At 69.8% G+C, this 17,389-nt stretch carries 19 protein-coding genes and 1 tRNA gene; 8 read left to right on the forward strand and 12 right to left on the reverse strand.

All coding sequences use genetic code 11. The features are described from left to right. Nucleotides 1–3 precede the first annotated feature (3 nt). The 6 genes from ACA511_RS00625 to ACA511_RS00650 form a co-directional block, all read right to left on the reverse strand. Complete coding sequence (locus ACA511_RS00625) at nt 4–867, reverse strand: sigma-70 family RNA polymerase sigma factor (protein ID WP_375022010.1); 864 nt, start codon at nt 865–867, stop codon at nt 4–6. Nucleotides 868–950: 83 nt separating this feature from the next. After that, on the reverse strand, nt 951–2,018 hold the full coding sequence (locus ACA511_RS00630; RefSeq protein WP_375022011.1) for a UbiA prenyltransferase family protein: 1,068 nt from the start codon (nt 2,016–2,018) through the stop codon (nt 951–953). Continuing rightward, nucleotides 2,015–2,170 (reverse strand): hypothetical protein, encoded by a 156-nt coding sequence (locus tag ACA511_RS00635; protein WP_375022012.1) that lies wholly within the window; start codon nt 2,168–2,170, stop codon nt 2,015–2,017. Before ACA511_RS00635 ends, ACA511_RS00630 begins: the two co-directional genes overlap by 4 nt. 400 nt (nt 2,171–2,570) lie before the next feature. Continuing rightward, a complete protein-coding gene (locus tag ACA511_RS00640) occupies nt 2,571–3,344 on the reverse strand; it encodes an ABC transporter permease (RefSeq protein WP_375022013.1) in 774 nt (257 codons plus the stop codon). Then, entirely contained in the window at nt 3,341–4,300 is a 960-nt protein-coding gene (locus ACA511_RS00645) for an ATP-binding cassette domain-containing protein (RefSeq protein WP_375022014.1), read from the reverse strand. Before ACA511_RS00645 ends, ACA511_RS00640 begins: the two co-directional genes overlap by 4 nt. Nucleotides 4,301–4,318: 18 nt before the next feature. After that, complete coding sequence (locus ACA511_RS00650; protein WP_375022015.1) at nt 4,319–4,972, reverse strand: DUF4097 family beta strand repeat-containing protein; 654 nt, start codon at nt 4,970–4,972, stop codon at nt 4,319–4,321. 251 nt (nt 4,973–5,223) lie between these two features. Between ACA511_RS00650 and ACA511_RS00655 the strand changes: the two genes are divergently transcribed. Next, nucleotides 5,224–5,970: a helix-turn-helix domain-containing protein gene (locus tag ACA511_RS00655; protein ID WP_375022016.1), complete on the forward strand. Its 747-nt coding sequence runs from the start codon at nt 5,224–5,226 to the stop codon at nt 5,968–5,970. Nucleotides 5,971–6,113: 143 nt separating this feature from the next. On the opposite strand, the gene ACA511_RS00660 is transcribed toward ACA511_RS00655, so the two are convergent. Together ACA511_RS00660 and ACA511_RS00665 are read right to left on the reverse strand one after the other, a co-directional pair. After that, a complete protein-coding gene (locus ACA511_RS00660) occupies nt 6,114–6,575 on the reverse strand; it encodes a hypothetical protein (RefSeq protein WP_375022017.1) in 462 nt (153 codons plus the stop codon). 857 nt (nt 6,576–7,432) lie between these two features. Then, nucleotides 7,433–8,131 carry a tectonin domain-containing protein gene (locus tag ACA511_RS00665; RefSeq protein WP_375022018.1) on the reverse strand — a complete coding sequence of 233 codons (699 nt, stop codon included), beginning with the start codon at nt 8,129–8,131 and terminating at the stop codon, nt 7,433–7,435. A 365-nt stretch (nt 8,132–8,496) separates the two neighbouring features. Here ACA511_RS00665 and ACA511_RS00670 point away from each other — a divergent pair, with 365 nt between their 5' ends. Beyond that, nucleotides 8,497–8,739 (forward strand): hypothetical protein, encoded by a 243-nt coding sequence (locus ACA511_RS00670; RefSeq protein WP_375022019.1) that lies wholly within the window; start codon nt 8,497–8,499, stop codon nt 8,737–8,739. A gap of 230 nt (nt 8,740–8,969) precedes the next feature. Here ACA511_RS00670 and ACA511_RS00675 read toward each other — a convergent pair whose 3' ends face one another. Next, nucleotides 8,970–9,209 (reverse strand): DUF2283 domain-containing protein, encoded by a 240-nt coding sequence (locus ACA511_RS00675; RefSeq protein WP_375022020.1) that lies wholly within the window; start codon nt 9,207–9,209, stop codon nt 8,970–8,972. Nucleotides 9,210–9,440: 231 nt separating this feature from the next. Here ACA511_RS00675 and ACA511_RS00680 point away from each other — a divergent pair, with 231 nt between their 5' ends. Next, on the forward strand, nt 9,441–9,731 hold the full coding sequence (locus ACA511_RS00680; protein ID WP_375024660.1) for a tyrosine-type recombinase/integrase: 291 nt from the start codon (nt 9,441–9,443) through the stop codon (nt 9,729–9,731). 4 nt (nt 9,732–9,735) lie between these two features. Here the strand turns inward: ACA511_RS00680 and ACA511_RS00685 are convergent. Further along, nucleotides 9,736–9,806 (reverse strand) — tRNA-Gly (locus ACA511_RS00685). 81 nt (nt 9,807–9,887) lie between these two features. Between ACA511_RS00685 and dcd the strand changes: the two genes are divergently transcribed. The 4 genes from dcd to ACA511_RS00705 all read left to right on the forward strand — a co-directional run bounded on the left by dcd (nt 9,888) and on the right by ACA511_RS00705 (nt 13,807). Then, a complete protein-coding gene (dcd, locus tag ACA511_RS00690) occupies nt 9,888–10,463 on the forward strand; it encodes a dCTP deaminase (RefSeq protein ID WP_375022021.1) in 576 nt (191 codons plus the stop codon). A gap of 174 nt (nt 10,464–10,637) precedes the next feature. Next, on the forward strand, nt 10,638–11,897 hold the full coding sequence (locus ACA511_RS00695; protein ID WP_375022022.1) for a glycine betaine/L-proline ABC transporter ATP-binding protein: 1,260 nt from the start codon (nt 10,638–10,640) through the stop codon (nt 11,895–11,897). Next, nucleotides 11,887–12,834 carry an ABC transporter permease gene (locus ACA511_RS00700; RefSeq protein ID WP_375022023.1) on the forward strand — a complete coding sequence of 316 codons (948 nt, stop codon included), beginning with the start codon at nt 11,887–11,889 and terminating at the stop codon, nt 12,832–12,834. The genes ACA511_RS00695 and ACA511_RS00700 overlap by 11 nt, the downstream gene beginning before the upstream one ends. Nucleotides 12,835–12,919: 85 nt before the next feature. After that, entirely contained in the window at nt 12,920–13,807 is an 888-nt protein-coding gene (locus tag ACA511_RS00705) for a glycine betaine ABC transporter substrate-binding protein (RefSeq protein ID WP_375022024.1), read from the forward strand. A gap of 130 nt (nt 13,808–13,937) precedes the next feature. On the opposite strand, the gene ACA511_RS00710 is transcribed toward ACA511_RS00705, so the two are convergent. Next, complete coding sequence (locus ACA511_RS00710; protein WP_375022025.1) at nt 13,938–14,675, reverse strand: ZIP family metal transporter; 738 nt, start codon at nt 14,673–14,675, stop codon at nt 13,938–13,940. 168 nt (nt 14,676–14,843) lie between these two features. Beyond that, nucleotides 14,844–15,605 carry a hypothetical protein gene (locus ACA511_RS00715; RefSeq protein ID WP_375022026.1) on the reverse strand — a complete coding sequence of 254 codons (762 nt, stop codon included), beginning with the start codon at nt 15,603–15,605 and terminating at the stop codon, nt 14,844–14,846. A gap of 151 nt (nt 15,606–15,756) precedes the next feature. On the opposite strand from ACA511_RS00715, the gene ACA511_RS00720 reads away from it, so the two are divergent. Continuing rightward, nucleotides 15,757–17,355: a BTAD domain-containing putative transcriptional regulator gene (locus tag ACA511_RS00720; RefSeq protein WP_375022027.1), complete on the forward strand. Its 1,599-nt coding sequence runs from the start codon at nt 15,757–15,759 to the stop codon at nt 17,353–17,355. Nucleotides 17,356–17,389 lie beyond the last annotated feature (34 nt).

Genomic DNA, 17,389 nt, shown 5'->3' on the forward strand with positions numbered 1-17,389 from the left:
GGGTCAGTCCTGGATGTCCAGTAGGGCCAGCCGCCGGGGATCGGCGACGACGTCGTAGCCGACGATGAGGCCGTCGGCGACGTGGAAGACCAGTGCGGCGCGCGGCCCGTCCCCGTGCCCGGCTCCGACGGCGATGCCGGGGCGTCCGTCGATGACGACCAGGCGCGCCCGCCGGGCGGCGGCGCGCATCGCGCGGGTCTCCTCGATCACGGCCTGCCGGCCGCGCACCCGTTGCGGGGCGCCGGGCCGCAGGATCTGCGGATCGGCCGTCCGCGTCACGTCCGGATGCAGAACCTGGACGAGCCCGTCGATATCGCCCTGCTGGGCGGCCTTCATGAAGGCGCTCACCACTTCTCGGGCCTGCCGGGCCTCGTCGTCGGGCCACCCGGTCCGGCGGACGCGGGCCCGCGCGCGGCTCGCCAGCTTCTTGGCCGACCCCGGGGTCGTGTCCAGAATGTGCGCGACCTCCTCGAAGGGCGCGCCGAACACATCGTGCAGGATGAGCGCGACCCGCTGCGGCGGCGTCAGCTCCTCGACCACCACCGTGAAGGCCGCGGTCAACTCCCCCGCCAGCAGCACGACGTCCTCGGGGTCCTGCCCGGCGGCGGAGACCGGCATGTCCTCCGGCCGTCGCGGGGACTCGCGGGACCGCCGCAGCACGTCCAGGCACAGCCGGGTCACCACGGTCGTCAGCCACGCCTGCACGTTGCGGATCTGGTCGGCGTCCGCTTGGGCGTACCTGGTCCATGCCTCCTGCACGACGTCCTGTGCGTCGGAGTCCGACCCCACCACGCGGAACGCCACGGCCAGCAGACGCGGACGCTCACGCTCGAAGACCGCCACCCGATCCGTGCTCTCCGCTGTCACAACGTCCCCCTTGCCCTTCGTTGCCGTCCACCCACCAGACGCAGCGAAAGCACCAAAGGTGACCCATCGGCCCAACCCGGTTTTCAGCGCGGCATGTCGGCGTCGGCCCGCGGAACCTGGTCGGTCCGTTCGGCCGGTCGAGACGGGCCGGAGACGAGCCTCCGGACCGGCGCTCGCCTGGCCGGTGTGACGGCCGGGCCGCGGCGCGCCATCGTCAAGGCCAGGCTGAGCAGGGAGGCGAAGACCGCGACCATTACGCCCCCGTACCACGCTGCGGGCCACTGGGCGTTCATGAGCGCCAGATGGACGACGACGGAAAGGAGAATCCCGCGTCCGACGATGGCGATCGCGGCGACGAGGCGTTCGTCGCGCCGCGCGCCCCGCTCGGTCGCCAGGGCGCGCAGGAGCAGCAGGGCAACCGCCAGGTACACGGCATTGACGGCGACCAGCTGAACCGTGGGGTGCCGGACGACCGCCACCAGCAGGACCGTCCCGGAAATCCAGCAAATGGCGCTGAACGAGCACGTCCAGCCGCGGCCGTGCCGGACAAGGAAGGTACGTTTGCCGAACATCTCGTCGCCGCGGACGTCACGGAAGTCCTTGAGCAGGATCCGGCCGATGAAACCGACGTACAACCCCGCGAGCAGCAGCAGGTCGTCCCGCCGCGGCGAGCCGCGCACCGCGAAGATCCCGGTCAGGTACGGCACGGCGACATAGCAGGCGGGCAGGACGAGCGGCGCCAGCACGCCCCGCGCGGCCAACCGAACCGGGCGCAGCGAATAGTTGGCGCTGATGGCCAGGCCCGCCAAGGTCACCACCGTGGCCGGCCAGTGCAGGGTGAGGCTCGCCGCCAGCGCCAGGACGGCGGCGGTGGCGCCCACCACGACCATGTCGCGGCGGTGCGCGGTGCCGGCCACCAGCGGACGTCCCGGATCACCGGCCAGGTTCACCCGGTCGACGGACACGTCGGCGAGATCGTTGCAGGCCACCGAGAACACCAGGAACCCGAAGACGACGACGAGCGCCCGGGCCAGCAGCAAGTGGTCTTCGTCGTGCCCCGCCTGCGCCAGCCCCGTGACCGCGAACAGTCCCAGCAGCACGGCGACCGGCGGACGGGCCATGCGGGCGAGCAGCAGCATCCGCTGGATCACTTGTTGCTCCCGAAATTGGACATGCCGACGACGATGAAGACGAGGACGCCGACAAGCGCGAGCCCGCCGACGATCAAGATGACGGCGGTCACGACCGCCACCGCCGTCGCCAGCGGACGAGCAACGCCGCGGGGAGGTTGTTGTCGCCTCATGCACCGACCCTGCGTCCACCCACCGCGCAGCGCATGAGCCCATGTACTCAGCTCCCCTGAGTACTCGTACCTAGTTCTCCCGCCGCCGCGGCTCGGGCCGTCCGACCCGGCGGCTGGTCATGCCTCGGGTGGCGCCGGCACGGGGTCCGATTCCAGGAAGTCGGCGACGGCGACGGCGATCGCGGGGGAATCGTCGCCGAACCGGATGAAGTGGCCAGAGGCTCAGGCGGTGATGAGACGGCACTCGATTTCCGCCGACCGGCTCATCACGACGCAGACCATATGGGAGCCGGAGCCATCAGCGCAGTCGTGACCGCGGGCGTCCATCTCGGGGCCATGGGAAAAGGTCAGGGCCGTCAGACCGGGTGTGGTCTGACGGCCCTGTTCGGCCGGGTCACGGTCAGGACTTGTTGAAGGTGCGCTTGCCCCACAGGTACGAGACGGCGGCGATGCCGACGCACCAGGCGGTGGCGATGGCGGCGCTGTTGCCGATGGGGGTGCCCAGGAGGAGACCGCGAAGGGTCTCCATGATGGGGGTGAAGGGCTGGTACTCGGCGAACCAGCGCAGGACGGTGGGCATGGAGTCGGTCGGGACGAAACCGCTCCCCAGGAACGGCAGCAGGATCAGCGGCATGGGCGCGTTGCTCGCGGACTCGGGGGTCTGCGCCGTCAGGCCGAGCGCGACCGCGAGCCACGTGATGGCCAGGGCGAACAGGGTGAGGAGGCCGGCGGCGGCCAGCCATTCGACGGCGGTGGCGTTGGGGCGGAAACCGATCGCCAGGGCGACCCCGAACAGCACGACCAGGCCCAGGAGCTGCTGGATCACGGCGCCGACGACGTGCCCCGTCAGGACCGAGGCGCGGGAGATCCGCATGGTGCGGAAGCGGGCGATGATGCCCTCGGTCATGTCGGTGGCGACCATGACGGCGGTTCCGGTCGCGGCCGTCGCCACGGCCATGAGCAGGATGCCGGGCAACACGTAGTCGACGTACGTGTCGCGGCCGCCGCCGAGGCCGGCGCCCAGGGTCCCGCCGAAGACGTAGACGAACAGCAGCAGCAGGATGACGGGCGTGACGACCAGCTGGACGGTCATGGACGGGTAGCGGAGCAGGCGCTTGAGCTGGCGCCGGACCATGGTGGACGAGTCGCGTGCGGCGAGGGTGAGAGTGCTCATCGGAGGGCCTCGGCGTTCTGGTCGGTGAGGGTGAGGAAGACGTCGTCCAGGTCGGGGGTGTGCACGCTGAGGCCGGCCGGTTCGATTCCCGCGTCGTCCAGCCGGGTGAGCAGTCCGCGCAGGGACGCGACACCGCCGTCGGACGGGACCTGCAAGGTGAGCCGGTCGTCGTCGGAGGGGTCCACGAAGCCCTGGCCCAGCGCGCTGAGCGCGTCCTTGAGGGCGTCGTCGTCGGTGAACCGCAGCGACACGTGGCCGCCGGGGATGCGTCGCTTGAGCTGTTCGGCGGTGCCTTCGGCGATCAGCCGCCCGTGGTCGAGGAGGGCGATGTGGTCGGCGAGCTCGTCGGCCTCCTCCAGGTACTGCGTGGTGAGGAAGATCGTGACGCCGCCCGCGACGAGTTCGCGGACGATCTGCCACATGGAGCGGCGGCTGCGCGGGTCGAGGCCGGTGGTGGGCTCGTCCAGGAAGATCAGACGGGGGTCGCCGACGAGCGTCATCGCCAGGTCGAGCCGCCGCCGCATACCGCCGGAGTAGGTCGCGGCGGTCTTGCGGGCCGCGTCGACCAGGTCGAAGCGCTCCAGCAGTTCGGCCGCCTTGCGCCTGCCGTCCTTGCGGGACAGATGGTGCAGGTCCGCCATAAGCAGCAGGTTCTCCTCACCGGTGAGGAGCTTGTCCACGGCCGAGTACTGCCCGGTCACCCCGATCGCGCCGCGCACCTCGTCGGCCTGCCGGTCCAGGTCGTATCCGGCGACCCGGACGGTGCCGCCGTCGGCCGGAATCAGGGTGGACAGGATCTGGACGGTGGTGGTCTTCCCGGCGCCGTTGGGGCCGAGCAGCGAGAAGACGGTCCCCTCGGGGACGGCCAGGTCGATGCCGTCGAGGACGACCTTGTCGCCCTTCTTGTCGCGGTAGGACTTGCGCAGCCCGTTCGCCGCTATGGCCAGGTTCGTCATGATGGTGCTCCTTGGGGGTCAGAGGCTGCGGGCGGCGATGTCGCCGCGGGAGGTGGTCGCGCGGATGTCCAGCCCGGTGGTGCCGTCGTTCTTGAGGCTGTTGATGACGCGGCCGTAGGAGGTGCCGGCGTCCAGGGAGGCCGACACACCGGCGGCGGCGCCGACCGAGATGTCACCGGACCGGGTGCCGAGCACGACCGTCCCGCCCGCGGCCTCGGCGATCCGGATGTCGCCGCGCAGGGTGCTGATGTCGGCGGAGCCGCCCAGCCGGCCGACCTCGACGTCGCCGTCGGTGGCGGTGAGGCGCACGCCGGCGGCCTCGTCGATCTCGATGTGGCGGTAGGCGCCGTCGAAGACGACGTCGCCGAGGCGGCCGACGGCCCGGAACTCGGTGCCGGCGGCCCGAGCCTCGATCCGGGACCCGGCGGGCAGCTGGACCGTCACCTCGACCGCCCCGGACTCCCGGTTGCCGGACGGCGCGTGGACGCGCAGGACGCCGTCGGCGTACTCGACGGTGGTCCGCTCGGCGGCCTTGACGTCGCGGCCCTTGGAGGCGTCCGCGGGGCGGACCTCGACCGCGGTGTCGGTGCGGTCGGCGGCGATGACCTGGAGGCGCCCGGCGGGGATGTCGAAGGCGGCGGCGATCGGGGCGGGGGTGGCGAACATGCTCACGGCGGGCTCCTCGGGGGGTTCACCTTGCGGCGCTGTCGTTTCGAACAACGCAAACGCTACGTTGCGTTTAAGAATCCGGCAACTACTTCTTTGCATCGTCCGCACATCAGCGCAGCTAAACGAGGCAATATCGTTGCAACAGCCCTGAGTAGAATGCAACGGGAAGGGCCTCGCTCATTGCAATGGATTGAGAGTTAACGCTAAGGTGGAGGGCGCCGGAGACCGACCGAGAAGGACGCAAGGAGATCGCGATGCCGGGAGGCAGACTCACCCAGCAGGAACGCCAGCAGATCGCGCTGGGACTGGCCGACAGCCTCCCCTACGCCGAGATCGCCCGCCGCCTCGACCGTCCGACCTCGACGATCACGCGCGAGGTGATGCGCAACGGCGGCCCCGCCGGCTACCGAGCCGACCTGGCCCACCGCGCCACCCAGCAGCGCACCCACCGGCGCAGGCAGTCCGCGCCCGGGGCAGCGCAGACGCCCCCGCAGCCCTACGGGCGTGACGCCGATGCCGTCCGCGAGTTCCAGGAGACCCTCACCACCGTGTTCATGACCTCGGGCCTGCCCAAGATGATGGCCCGGGTCCTCGGGGCCCTCTACACCACCGACTCCGGCAGCCTCGCCGCGGCCGAACTGGCCCAGCGCCTCCAGGTCAGCCCGGCCTCGGTCTCCAAGGCGATCACGTCCCTGGAAAGCCTGGAACTGATCCGCCGGCAACGCGACGAACGCCGCCGCGAGCGCTACGTCGTCGACGACGAGCTCTGGTACCAGTCGATGATCCGCAGCGCCCGCGACAACGACCAGCTCGTCCAAGCCGCACGCGACGGTGTCGGCGTCCTCGGCGCCGGCACCCCCGCCGCCATCCGCCTGGAGAACATCGCCCGCTACCTCGACTTCGTCGGCGAAAGCATCCTGCGCGCCGCGGAACAAGCCCGCGGACTCCTCTACACCAGAACCGAGACCACCCCAGACGGCCCGACCCCAGACCACACATAGAGAACCCCACCAAACCGTCCCCGCACCAGGACCTCACCCCTTTTTGGCCGCGAACGAGCCTCCGCGCCACGGCGCCGGTCGCCGTGCCTCCGAACGAGACCTGACCTGACAAAGCACCACGCCGCAAGTGACCGTGCCCCCCGTTAAGGGTGCTGCCGCAGCAGTTGGCGGCTGGCTGTGCTGCGGACACGCCGGGTCCTTCCCTTGCTCGCGAGCAGTCGGAGAGCAGCGGGCGAGGTCGCCGTCCGCACGATCTTGCGCTGCAGCCAGTCGGAGGCGGCCAAGACGTCCTCGGCGGACCACCCGTCATCGGCGCTGACCGACCGCAGCAGTGTCCACTCGCGGAGGCGGCGGGTAAGGAACTCCCGCGGTGCGATCACAGGGGCCATGGCGTCAGCCCAGTCGGGGAACCGCGGGTCGGTGAGGAGTTCGTCCGCCCGGCGGTCCAAGTGGCTCACCACTGCCGATTGCGCCATCGTGACGTCCTCGTCGCGGAGAACGGCGCTCACCAGAGAAGCTTCATTCCCCGCACTGACCCGTGCAAGGACCTGCTGGTAGTGAGCGAACCGCTGATGCTCGTCATCGGCCAGGGCCTCTCCGTCCACATCATCTCCAGGACCCAAACTGTCCCTCCACCTACCTCGAACCGCCGACCTTCCACTACAGCACCATCTCTGCCGGGCACATCGCCCGAACCTGACCGGCTGCCCACGCGCCTCCGCGGCTGGCGCCGGTGCCTGCGATTGTGTTGCTCGCGGACTCCTGACCTCGGCTCTCAGACCAAAACATCCCCGCCTGAATCATCCATCCGTGCCAGCGCTGGCCTGCGCACGGTCGCGATTCCAGACGCGCTCGTCCCTCACGTGGTCGCGCACCTGACCAGGTACCCAAAGAAGCGGGCCGATGTCCTCCTCTTCACGGGCGTCAAGGCCCGGGTCGGGGTTGACCTACTTGACCTGGGCCTTCGATTTGGGAGCGGGTGACGGGAATCGAACCCGCGCTATCCGCTTGGGAATTGTCTCGATCTTGCCTGCTGGTACCCCTCAACAGGCGGAACCCGTACCGCGAGTGACCGTTATTTCCCCTTGACCACCCTGTCTAATGGTCCGCCACCGTAACCGCTGACCTGTGCGTCCTCGGCTCGATCGGAACGACGACAGCACCCAAATCATCCGAGGGCAAGCGAACCCGGAGCCCAGGGCCGGCCACAGTCCGGGCACCGGAAGCCCCACGGCGGCACCTTGCCCTCAAACTCAACGTGCCCGTCCCCCAGATTTACAGTCCGACCGCCGGATCGTTCTGACAGCGGGGGCCCAGGGGCGGCGTAGTCCGGTTCGAATTCGCTTCCTTGCCCCAGTCGAGTTTCGGTTTCCTGTGAGAAGTCCATCGAGGCGTGGGTGATGGCCCTCGATGCGCGAGGCGTCGAAGGCCATCACCAGGACAGGACGGGCGGTTTGCTGGACTAGCCGGGCTGGTCTCCGGCGTACCGGTAGATCTCACCCTTGGCGTTGACGCCCCAGACGGTGCCGTCGGCACCGGCGGCGATGTCGACCAGGCTGCCCGGGATCTGCACCCAGGGGTTCTCGTCGTCGTTGGTGTACTTGTAGATGTTGCCGCTGGCGTTGACGCCCCACACATTCGTGCGGGATCCGGCGTCGATGCGCACGAGGCCGCCGGGGATGTTGACCCAGCGGTTCGCGCCCTGGTCGCCGACGTAGCGGAAGATCTGAGCGTTGGAGTTGACGCCCCAGACCGTGCCGTCGGCGGCCGCACCGATGTCGGTGAGTCCGCCCTCGATCTGCACCCAGGGCTGGGCGTCCTCGTTGGTGTACTTGTAGATGTTGCCGCTGGCGTTCACACCCCACACGTTCGTGCGCGACCCCACGGAGATGCGCACGAGGCCACCGGCGACGTTGGCCCAGCGGTTGATGCCCCGATCGCCGACATAGCGGTAGATCTGGGCGTTGGCGTTGACGCCCCAGACGGTGCCGTCGGCACCCGCACCGATGTCCCTCAGGCCGCCTTCGATCTGCACCCAGGGCTGGGCGTCCTCGTTGGTGTACTTGTAGATGTTGTCGTTGGCGTTGACGCCCCACACGTTCGTGCGTGACCCTGCGGCGATCGCCGTCAGTCCTCCGGCGATCTTCTCCCAGCGTGCCATCTCGCTCCGCCTTCCCGGCGCCCGGTCGGCACCAGATCGCGACTTACGGTAGTCAGATGAACGCTCTCTGCTAATGACGCCGTAAGTCAGGAGAAGCGGCCATCGCGCCAGCATCTTCTATCGCGCCGCATCCTTGCCGTATGCGACGGAAGACGCGGAGATGCCGGGCATGGGGGGACGTCACGTCCACCTGACGGAGCCTCCGGCCGATCACGCTCGGCCAGCCCCAGTACGCCGATGCCCCGGACGGGACTACCGACGCCGGCTGACGCCGAGGTCTCGGCAACCTCCCACACGAAGACGTACCGGCTCCTGCGGAACGTGCTCATGCCGACCGTGCGCCGTGGCCTGAAGAGCTGTACCGGGTGGATGACCGTGACGGCGATGTGGTCGAGATCGATGGGGCGATGGCTGGATGTATCTCGGCCTATGTGCAGGACCGAGGGGTGCTCGATGCGAAGCGGTCCCGCATCCTCCAGGCCTGCGCGCGTGACCTTCAAAAGATCCTTCCGCGCTTGCGTGGTGAAGGGGCACAACACGTTCGCCGTTTGATCCGCATGGCGGAGTTGATAGGTCGGCCGGAAGGCGCTGTCACCTCAAACTCGTAACCCCCCGTCCGTCACAGCGGCGCCTCATGAGACCGGGCGGACGGGCGACGCGGTGCGGCGGGACCGGACGGGACAGGCCGCATGCCCGGCGCGCCGGGCATGCGGCCGCCAGCGACGCGTAGCGGGCACCTTGAGACGTAAAGAAGATTCTCATCCGGGGGACGGGGCGCCTCGGAGGGGCTGGCGCTTCGGTTGTCCGGCCGCCAGCCTCCTCCTGCCTTCCTGGCTGTTCAGACGTCTAGGCGTTCGGCTGCGTCGAGCAGGTACCGGGGCAGCTTGGAGCGGGCGTCAAGGATCTCGATACCGATGACGCGCCCCTCGGCATCAAAGTCCAGATTGATCATTCCGTCGACGCCGACGGGGTCACAGGCATACATGTGCGCCGACCTCGTGTCCATCTGGGCGGGATCGACGAAGTAGACGTAGGCGGCGTTGGCCTGCTGGTCGTGGGTGACTCTGACTTCCGCCATGGACTCCCCTACTGAGCGGACCTCACGTTGAGCAGAACTCGCATGGTCTCTGCTGGGGTCACGCAGCGCAAGCGGGTGTCATCGTCGAGCATGTCTGCTGAGGCGTCGTTGAACATCGACCGGGCGCAGCGAAGGAAGAGGCTCGTGAAGGCGCGACCCTTCAACTCGTCGCGGCCGGGCTCCGTTTCGGTGGAGCACCAGTCCCAAGTGTTGCCGCACATGTCGTAGACGCTGACCCGGTGGAAGCCGGTCGTGGAGGCGCTCGGCGTTCCGAACCTGCACTTCCATGACCTGCGGCACACGGGAAACACGCTCGCCGCTGACATGGGCGTTTCGCTGCGCAACCTGATGGCGCGCATGGGGCACGAAAACGAGCGGGCGGCGCTGCGGTATCAGCACTGGTCGAGCAGTGCTGACCGTGCGATCGCGGACGGGCTCAACGCGCTCGTCCAGGCCGACGATGTCAATGAGAAACGATCAAGGCCCAGTGTCGGGGATCATGTCCCTGACCTGGGCCTTTAACGTGAGCGGGTGACGGGAATCGAACCCGCGCTGTCAGCTTGGGAAGCTGAAGTTCTACCATTGAACTACACCCGCGTGGCAGGGCCCTGGGGGCTCCATGCTGTGGATACTGTACCGGATCGTCGGTGGGGGTGTGGGGTGGGATAGCGTTTCCGGGTGCTGCTCTCCGATCGCGATATCAGGGCCGAGCTCGAGTCCGGGCGGGTGAAGATCGACCCGTACGAGCCGGGCATGGTTCAGCCGTCCAGTGTGGACGTGCGGCTGGACCGGTACTTCCGGGTGTTCGAGAACCACAGGTATCCGCACATCGATCCGGCGGTGGAGCAGCCGGATCTGACGCGGCTGGTGGAGGTCGACGGGGACGAGGCGTTCGTCCTGCATCCGGGGGAGTTCGTGCTCGCGTCGACGTACGAGGTGTTCGGGTTGCCCGAGGATCTCGCGGCGCGGCTGGAGGGGAAGTCGAGCCTCGGGCGGCTCGGGCTGCTCACTCATTCGACGGCGGGGTGGATCGATCCGGGGTTCGGCGGTCATGTCACGTTGGAGCTGTCGAACGTGGCGACGTTGCCGATCAAGTTGTGGCCGGGGATGAAGATCGGGCAGATGTGCCTGTTCCGGACGAGCTCGCCGGCGGAGTACCCGTACGGGTCGGCGAAGTACGGGTCGCGGTACCAGGACCAGCGGGGGCCTACGCCGTCGCGGTCGTACCTGAACTTCCACCAGACGAAGGTGTAGCCCGTTTGTGACCAAAATGTGACGCAACCACCCAAAAGATGAAACATGTTCTCTGGGCGGGTAGTTTCGGGTGACGCACAGGTTTGGCGTCCGGTTTACATCCTCTTGATGTGAGGTCCCGGCGCTCAGGGCGACCCGTTTCCGCGCATCGACGCGGGAACCCGGAAGGAGATCGTGTCAGTACTCCGCGCGGAAGGCGTCACCAAGCTCTTCGGTCGTAAGGCGGCAGAGGCACAGCGAAAGCTCAAGGCGGGCGCCGATGCGAAGGCGATCCGCGACCTCGGGGTCACCCCGGCCGTGGTGGACGCCTCGTTCGAGGTCCGGCAGGGCGAGATCTTCGTGGTCATGGGCCTGTCGGGGTCGGGGAAGTCGACCCTCATCCGGACGTTGAACGGGCTGCTCGGGGTCACCTCCGGGAGCGTCGAGATCGACGGCCAGGACATCGCGAAGATGTCGGCGAAGGCGCTCCGGGCGCTTCGGCAGAACAAGATCAGTATGGTCTTCCAGCACTTCGCGTTGTTCCCCCATAGGACGGTTCTGGCCAACGCGGCGTATGGGCTAGAAGTCCGCGGCGTCGCGAAGGAAGAACGAGAGAAGAAGGCCCGGGAGTTCCTGGCGCTGGTGGGGCTCGAAGGCTGGGAGGACAAGGTCCCCGGTCAGTTGTCGGGCGGTATGCAGCAGCGCGTGGGCCTCGCCCGGGCGCTCGCCGCGGGCACCGACATCATCCTGATGGACGAGGCGTTCAGCGCACTGGACCCGCTGATCCGGCGAGAGGTCCAGGACCTGCTGCTCGACCTGCAAGGACGATTCGGGAAGACCATCGTCTTCATCACGCACGACCTGAACGAGGCGATGCGCATCGGCGACCGCATCGCGGTGATGCGCGAGGGGCGGATCGTGCAGATCGGCACGGCCGAGGAGATCCTGACCGACCCGGCGAACGACTACGTGGCCCAGTTCGTCGCGGACGTGGACCGTACCAGGGTGCTGACGGCGTCGTCCGTCATGGAGAAGCCGCTGGTCACGGTGCTGGCGTCGACGGGTCCGCGGACGGCGCTGCGGACGATGCGCGAGCACCAGACGTCGGCGGCGTTCGTGATCGGACGCGACCGCAAGCTGGTCGGGCGGGTGCGCGGCACGGTGGTCGCCGACGCGGTGCAGGACAACGTCCAGACGCTGGACGGCCTCATCGACCCGGAGGACCTGGAGCCCGTGGCGCCGGACACCCCCGTCGCGGACCTGTTCCTCCGCTGCGCCGAGAGCGACCTGCCGGTGCCGGTCGCGGACGCGGACGGGACGCTGCTCGGCGTGATCCCCCGGGTGACGCTGCTCGCGGCCCTCGGCGCGATCAACTCGCACGTGGAGGAACTCGTCGACTCGCCGGGCAACGCACCGGCACTCGCACTGGCGAAGGAGGGCGGCGATGCTGAGTAACGCGATCGAACTGCCCCGGGCGCCGGTCGGCGAGTGGTTCGACACTCTGGTGACGTGGTGCACCGACCACCTGTCGTGGCTGTTCGACGGGATCGGGTCGGCGATCGAGACGTCGGTCGACGGGCTGACGGACGTCCTGACCGTCCTGCCGCCGCTGGCGCTGACCCTGGTGCTGGCCGTGATCGCGCTGGCGATCAGCGGCTGGCGGCTCAGCGTGTTCACGATCCTCGGGTTCGTGCTGATCGACAGCATGGAGCTGTGGGACGACTCGATGGACTCGCTGGCCCTGGTGCTCGTGTCGGCGCTGGTGTCCACGGTCCTGTCGATTCCGATCGGCATCGCGGCGGCGCGCAACGACGTGGTGAGCCGGATCGTCCGGCCCGTCCTCGACTTCATGCAGACGATGCCGGCGTTCGTCTACCTGATCCCGGCGATCTTCTTCTTCAGCATCGGCTCCGTGCCCGGCGTGGTCGCGACGGTCATCTTCGCGATGCCGCCGGGGGTGCGGCTGACCGAGCTCGGCATCCGCGGCGTCGACCCGGAGATGGTGGAGGCGGGCGAGGCGTTCGGCACGCCGCCGAACCGGATCCTGACCCGGATCCAGATCCCGCTCGCGCTGCCGTCCATCATGGCGGGCGTCAACCAGCTGATCATGCTGTCGCTGTCGATGGTCGTCATCGCGGGCATGGTCGGCGCGGGCGGCCTCGGCGGCGTGGTGCTGGAGGGCATCAACCGGGTGGACGTGGCGAAGGGCTTCGAGGGCGGCATCGCCGTCGTCATCCTCGCCATCTACCTGGACCGCCTCACCGGCGCCCTGGGCGAGGGCCCCAGCATGCTCCGTGCGCTGTTCGCGCGCGGCAAGGCCACCCGCGGAGCGGCCCCCCGCGGAGCGGCCCCCCGCGACGTGGCCGCCCCGTCCGCCGACCTCGTCGGCTGACTCCACGGCAGAGCCGATCCGCCGTTCCGGCGGAGAGTTCCGCTCCCCCCTACTCCCATTGATGCAAGCCAACGAAGGGATGGGCATGCGTTTCAAGTTCAAGGGTCTGACGGTCGCCGCGTTGACGCTGACGCTCGGCCTGAGCGCCGCCGCGTGCGGCGACTCCGACTCGGGCGGGGGTGAGAACGACAAGGAGATCACCATCGGCATGATGTCGGGCTGGGCCGAGGGTGAGGCCGCCACGGCTCTCTGGAAGCGGCTGCTGACCGACAAGGGCTACAAGGTCGACGTCAAGACGCTCGACGTGGGGGTGCTCTTCGCGGGCATGTCGAAGGGCGACGTGGACCTGTTCGTCGACGCCTGGCTGCCCGGCACCCACGAGGACTACTGGAAGAAGTACGGCGACAAGCTGGAGAAGGTCGGCGCCTGGTACGACGCGGCGCCGCTGACGATCGCCGTGCCGAACTACTCGCCGCTCCAGTCCCTGGAGGACCTCAAGGGCAAGGGCGACACCTACGGCGGCGAGATCATCGGCATCGAGAAGAGCTCCGGCCTGTACCGGGTGTCGCAGGAGAAGATGCTTCCCGCGTACGGCCTGAAGGACGAGTACAAGGTGACGACGTCGTCGACGTCGGCCATGCTCACCGAGCTGAAGAAGGCGACCGACGCCAAGAAGGACATCGTCGTCACGCTGTGGCGTCCGCACTGGGCGTACGCGAAGTACCCGATCCGCGACCTGAAGGACCCGAAGGGCGCGATGGGCAAGCCCGACGCGATCTACACGGTCGCCCGGGAGGGCTTCGGCAAGGACCAGCCCGAGGTCACGAAGTGGATGAAGAACTTCAAGATGGACGACAAGACGCTCGGCGCTCTCGAAGACCTCATGGAGAACAAGTACAAGGGCAAGCCCGACCAGGCCGTCGACGAGTGGCTCAAGACGAACCAGAGCTACGCGACGTCCCTGACGAGCTGACCCGTCCGGGAACGCTGCCAGCAGCGGAGGAAGGGCCGTCCGGTGATGCCGGGCGGCCCTTCGCCGTCCGCGGCCCTTCGCCGTCCGCGGCCCTTCGCCGTCCGCGGCCCTTCGCCGTCCGCGCCTGGGGTCAGCCGGCGAGGCTGACGCTGAACAGGACGGCGACCAGCCCGACCCCCGTCGCGCACAGCGTCATGACGCGCGGGTGGACGCTGTGCGCCTCGGGCAGGATCTCGGCGGCGGCGAGGTACAGCAGGACGCCGGCGAACGTCCCCAGGTAGGGGCCGAGGACGGCCTCCGGGACGGTCGCCAGCGTGCCGATCGCGGCGCCGGCGACGGGCGCGGCGGCGTCCGCGAGCAGCAGCAGGACGGCGGGGCGGCGGTCGGCGCGGTTCAGCGAGGCGGCAGTGAAGGTGTTGAACCCGTCCGCGAAGTCGTGCGTGATCACGGCCAGCGCCACGAAGATCCCGACGTCGGTGCCGGACTGGAAGCCGAGGCCGATGCTGAGGCCGTCCACCAGGCTGTGCAGGACGAGCGCGGACGCGGCGAGCAGCCCCCCGGCGCCCGCGCCGTGGGTGTGGACGTGCGGCGCGTACTCGTCCTCGTGGGCGCGGTGGATCGCGACGGCCTGCTCCACGACGTGCAGCAGGACGAACCCCGCCGCGAAGCCGATCATCGGGGCGGGCACGCCGAGCGGCTTGTGCCGGGTCATCTCCAGCGACTCGGGGAGCAGGTCGAACGCGACGACGCCGAGCATCAGGCCGCCCGCCAGCCCGAGGACGAGGTGCCGCCGGTCGCGCACCCGCATCGCCGCGAGACCGCCGGCGAGCGTCATCACGAAGGCGAGGACGGACACGAGCACGGCCATCCCGGTGTCTTACCAGGAGTCCGCGATCGCAACCGCGCCGGGCGCGACCGGTGCGGGCGCAGCCGGTGCGGGGGGCGGTCGGTGCGGGGGCGCCGTCCGCCCGGTGCGCGCCCGCGGCCCCGGGCGCCGCCGAGCGGACGGCCGTTTCAGCCGCCGGTCACCCGGCGGTCATTCGAGCGCGTCCTCGTCGATCACGCTGCCGGCGGGCGGACGCTCGACGGTCACCGGCTCCTCGTAGGCGTACTCGATGCGGTTCGCCGGACCGCCGTCCAGTACCAGCACGTAGGGCTCTCCTCGGGTCGCCACCTGGATCTGGTCACCGCTCGTCCCGGCGAGGAGGGTCACGGTCGGGGTTCCGCCGACCGTCCCGGTCTTGCCCTTCTTCCAGGTGCCCGCGGACTTCACGGCCTCGTTGAACATGGCCGTGCGGTCGGTGAAGAACGCCATGTCCTTGAAGTCGGCGGCGGTGCTGGAGGTCTTGAGATGCTTGCCGGACAGCACCTGCACCGCGCCCTTCCCGCCGATCGACTTCCAGAACGCGTCGTTTCCCTTGATGTAGAGGTCCTTGCCGATCCTGGTTATCTCGACGCGCTCGCCGCCCTGCTGGAACCATCCGCTCGACTTCGCCTTGCCCTCGTAGCGGAAGTCGAGCGCGAACTCGTCGCCGCCCTCCTCGATCTGCCCGCGTATGCGCAGGGAGCGCGCGGCCGCGGTCGCCTTGCGCGCGCGGCTCAGGATGTCGGCGGCGTCGAGCTTCTCCACCCCGTTGGACGGTGCGGCGGCGGGGCCCGTGGCGGGCGCGGTGGCCTTCTTCGCTGTCGTCTCGGCCTTCTCGGCGGGCCCGCAGGCGGCGGCACCGGCGGCGCCGGCCGCGAGCACAAGGACGAGCGCGGCCGACGCCTGGCCGGTCCGCAGTCGGTGATGTGGCACCGAGGTCCCCTCTCTCTCACTTCATGGGACATCGCCCCCGATGTCCGCTACGAGCCTGTTGCAGGCGTGTGCCGGATCACTGTCGTTATGCTGCTGTCACTGCGTCCGGGCTGCCGAACGACTGCCGCGACGCCACGGGGGTGGACGGCGAGTGGAGGTGGTCGCGCTGCCGGACGAGGGGTCCCTGCGCTTCGAGATCCTGGGCCGGACGGCCGCGTGGCGGGACGGACGGGAGCTCGACCTGGGGCCGGGCAAGCAGCGCGCGGTCCTCGCCGTCCTGCTGCTGACGCCCGGCCGGCCGGTGTCGACGGCGTCGATCGTGCGGGCGGTGTGGGGGGACGAGCCGCCCGACAACGGGGCGAACGTCGTGCAGAAGTACGTGGCCGGATTGCGCCGCGTGCTGGAGCCCGACCGTTCGCCGCGCGCCCCCGGACGGCTGCTGACGCTGACGGGCGCCGGATACGCGTTGCACGTCCCGCCGCAGGGCCTGGACGCCGAGGACTTCCAGAGCCGGGTGAAGGCGGCCCGGGCCGTGCGCGCCGGAGGCGACCCGGCGCAGGCCGAGGCGATGCTGCGCGAGGCGCTCGCCCTGTGGCGGGGCCCCGCGCTGGCGGACCTGAGCGGCCCCTACTTCGACGCGGCGCGCGACCGCCTCGATGAGACGCGCGCGGCCGGGCTGGAGGAGTGCGCCGAGGCCGGGCTGGAGTCGGGGGAGCACGCGCGGCTCGTCCCCGAACTGCTCCGGCTGGTCGCCGAGTTCCCGCTCCGGGAGGGGTTCCGGTACCTGCTGATGCTGGCGCTCTACCGGTGCGGCCGGCAGGCCGAGGCCCTCGCCGCCTACCGGGACGCGCGCGACTTCTTCGCGGACGAGTTCGGCGTCGAACCCGGCGAGCGCCTGCAGAACCTGCACCTCGGCATCCTGCGCTCGGACCCGTCTCTGGCGGGCCGGCCACCGCCCGACGATCGGCCCGCGCCCCCCGGACCGGGGGAGCACACGGTCTGGGCGCCGCCCGCCGGACGACGGGTTCCGTGGCCGCTGCGGGCCGTCCTCCTGGCCCTTCCGGTGCTGAGCTTCGGGCTGGTGACCTGGGCCCTGGCCGCCTACTACGGGGCGCGGCGGCGGAGCCGTCCGCTGGCGCTGGCGGCGGGCGGCTACCTGGCGCTGTCCGTCCTCGTCTTCGTCGGCATCATGAGCAGCGACACGGAGGACAGCAGCCCGTGGGACGGGCCGATCTTCCTCGCGCTGCTGGTCACGATGTTCGGCGGGGCCGTCCACCTGGCGATCCTCACGGCCGACCCGCATCCGGGCGCGCATCCGGGCGGCGGCGTGCCCGTGCCGGACGTCCAGCTGATCGAGCGGCGGGTCCGCCGGGAGCAGGCCCGGGCACTGGCGGCGCACCACCCGTCGATCGCCCGCCGGCTCGGCATCGGCCGCCCCGACCTGCCCCGGACGTTCGACGACGGCGGGCTGGTCGACGTCAACTCGGCGCCCGAGCACCTGCTCGCCGCGCTGCCCGGCGTCGACCCGCACCACGCGAAGCTGATCGTGCTGGCCCGGACGGCGCACGGCCCGATCGTCTCGCCGGACGACCTCGCGACCCGGGAGATCCTCCCCTACCAGGCGGTGTACGCCCTGCGCGACATGCTCATCGCCGTCCCGCCTCCGGCGAGCCGTGCAGCCGGCCCGCCGATCACGGGCGCCGAACACGAGCCGTCGGCCCCGCCCGTGGAACCTGCTTCGGGAGCCTGACCCCCGGAAGCGCGAAGGACCCCGAGCCGCGAGC

Source organism: Actinomadura sp. GTD37 (assembly GCF_041951365.1).
Taxonomy (GTDB): domain Bacteria; phylum Actinomycetota; class Actinomycetes; order Streptosporangiales; family Streptosporangiaceae; genus Spirillospora.

What these genes read in the sequence shown, in the direction of transcription:
- ACA511_RS00635 (WP_375022012.1), bottom strand. Translation starts at nt 2,170, where the DNA reads ATGAGGCGACAACAACCTCCCCGCGGCGTTGCTCGTCCGCTGGCGACG.
- ACA511_RS00640 (WP_375022013.1), bottom strand. Translation starts at nt 3,344, where the DNA reads ATGAGCACTCTCACCCTCGCCGCACGCGACTCGTCCACCATGGTCCGG.
- ACA511_RS00645 (WP_375022014.1), bottom strand. Translation starts at nt 4,300, where the DNA reads ATGACGAACCTGGCCATAGCGGCGAACGGGCTGCGCAAGTCCTACCGC.
- ACA511_RS00655 (WP_375022016.1), top strand. Translation starts at nt 5,224, where the DNA reads ATGCCGGGAGGCAGACTCACCCAGCAGGAACGCCAGCAGATCGCGCTG.
- ACA511_RS00665 (WP_375022018.1), bottom strand. Translation starts at nt 8,131, where the DNA reads ATGGCACGCTGGGAGAAGATCGCCGGAGGACTGACGGCGATCGCCGCA.
- ACA511_RS00675 (WP_375022020.1), bottom strand. Translation starts at nt 9,209, where the DNA reads ATGGCGGAAGTCAGAGTCACCCACGACCAGCAGGCCAACGCCGCCTAC.
- ACA511_RS00700 (WP_375022023.1), top strand. Translation starts at nt 11,887, where the DNA reads ATGCTGAGTAACGCGATCGAACTGCCCCGGGCGCCGGTCGGCGAGTGG.
- ACA511_RS00705 (WP_375022024.1), top strand. Translation starts at nt 12,920, where the DNA reads ATGCGTTTCAAGTTCAAGGGTCTGACGGTCGCCGCGTTGACGCTGACG.
- ACA511_RS00710 (WP_375022025.1), bottom strand. Translation starts at nt 14,675, where the DNA reads ATGGCCGTGCTCGTGTCCGTCCTCGCCTTCGTGATGACGCTCGCCGGC.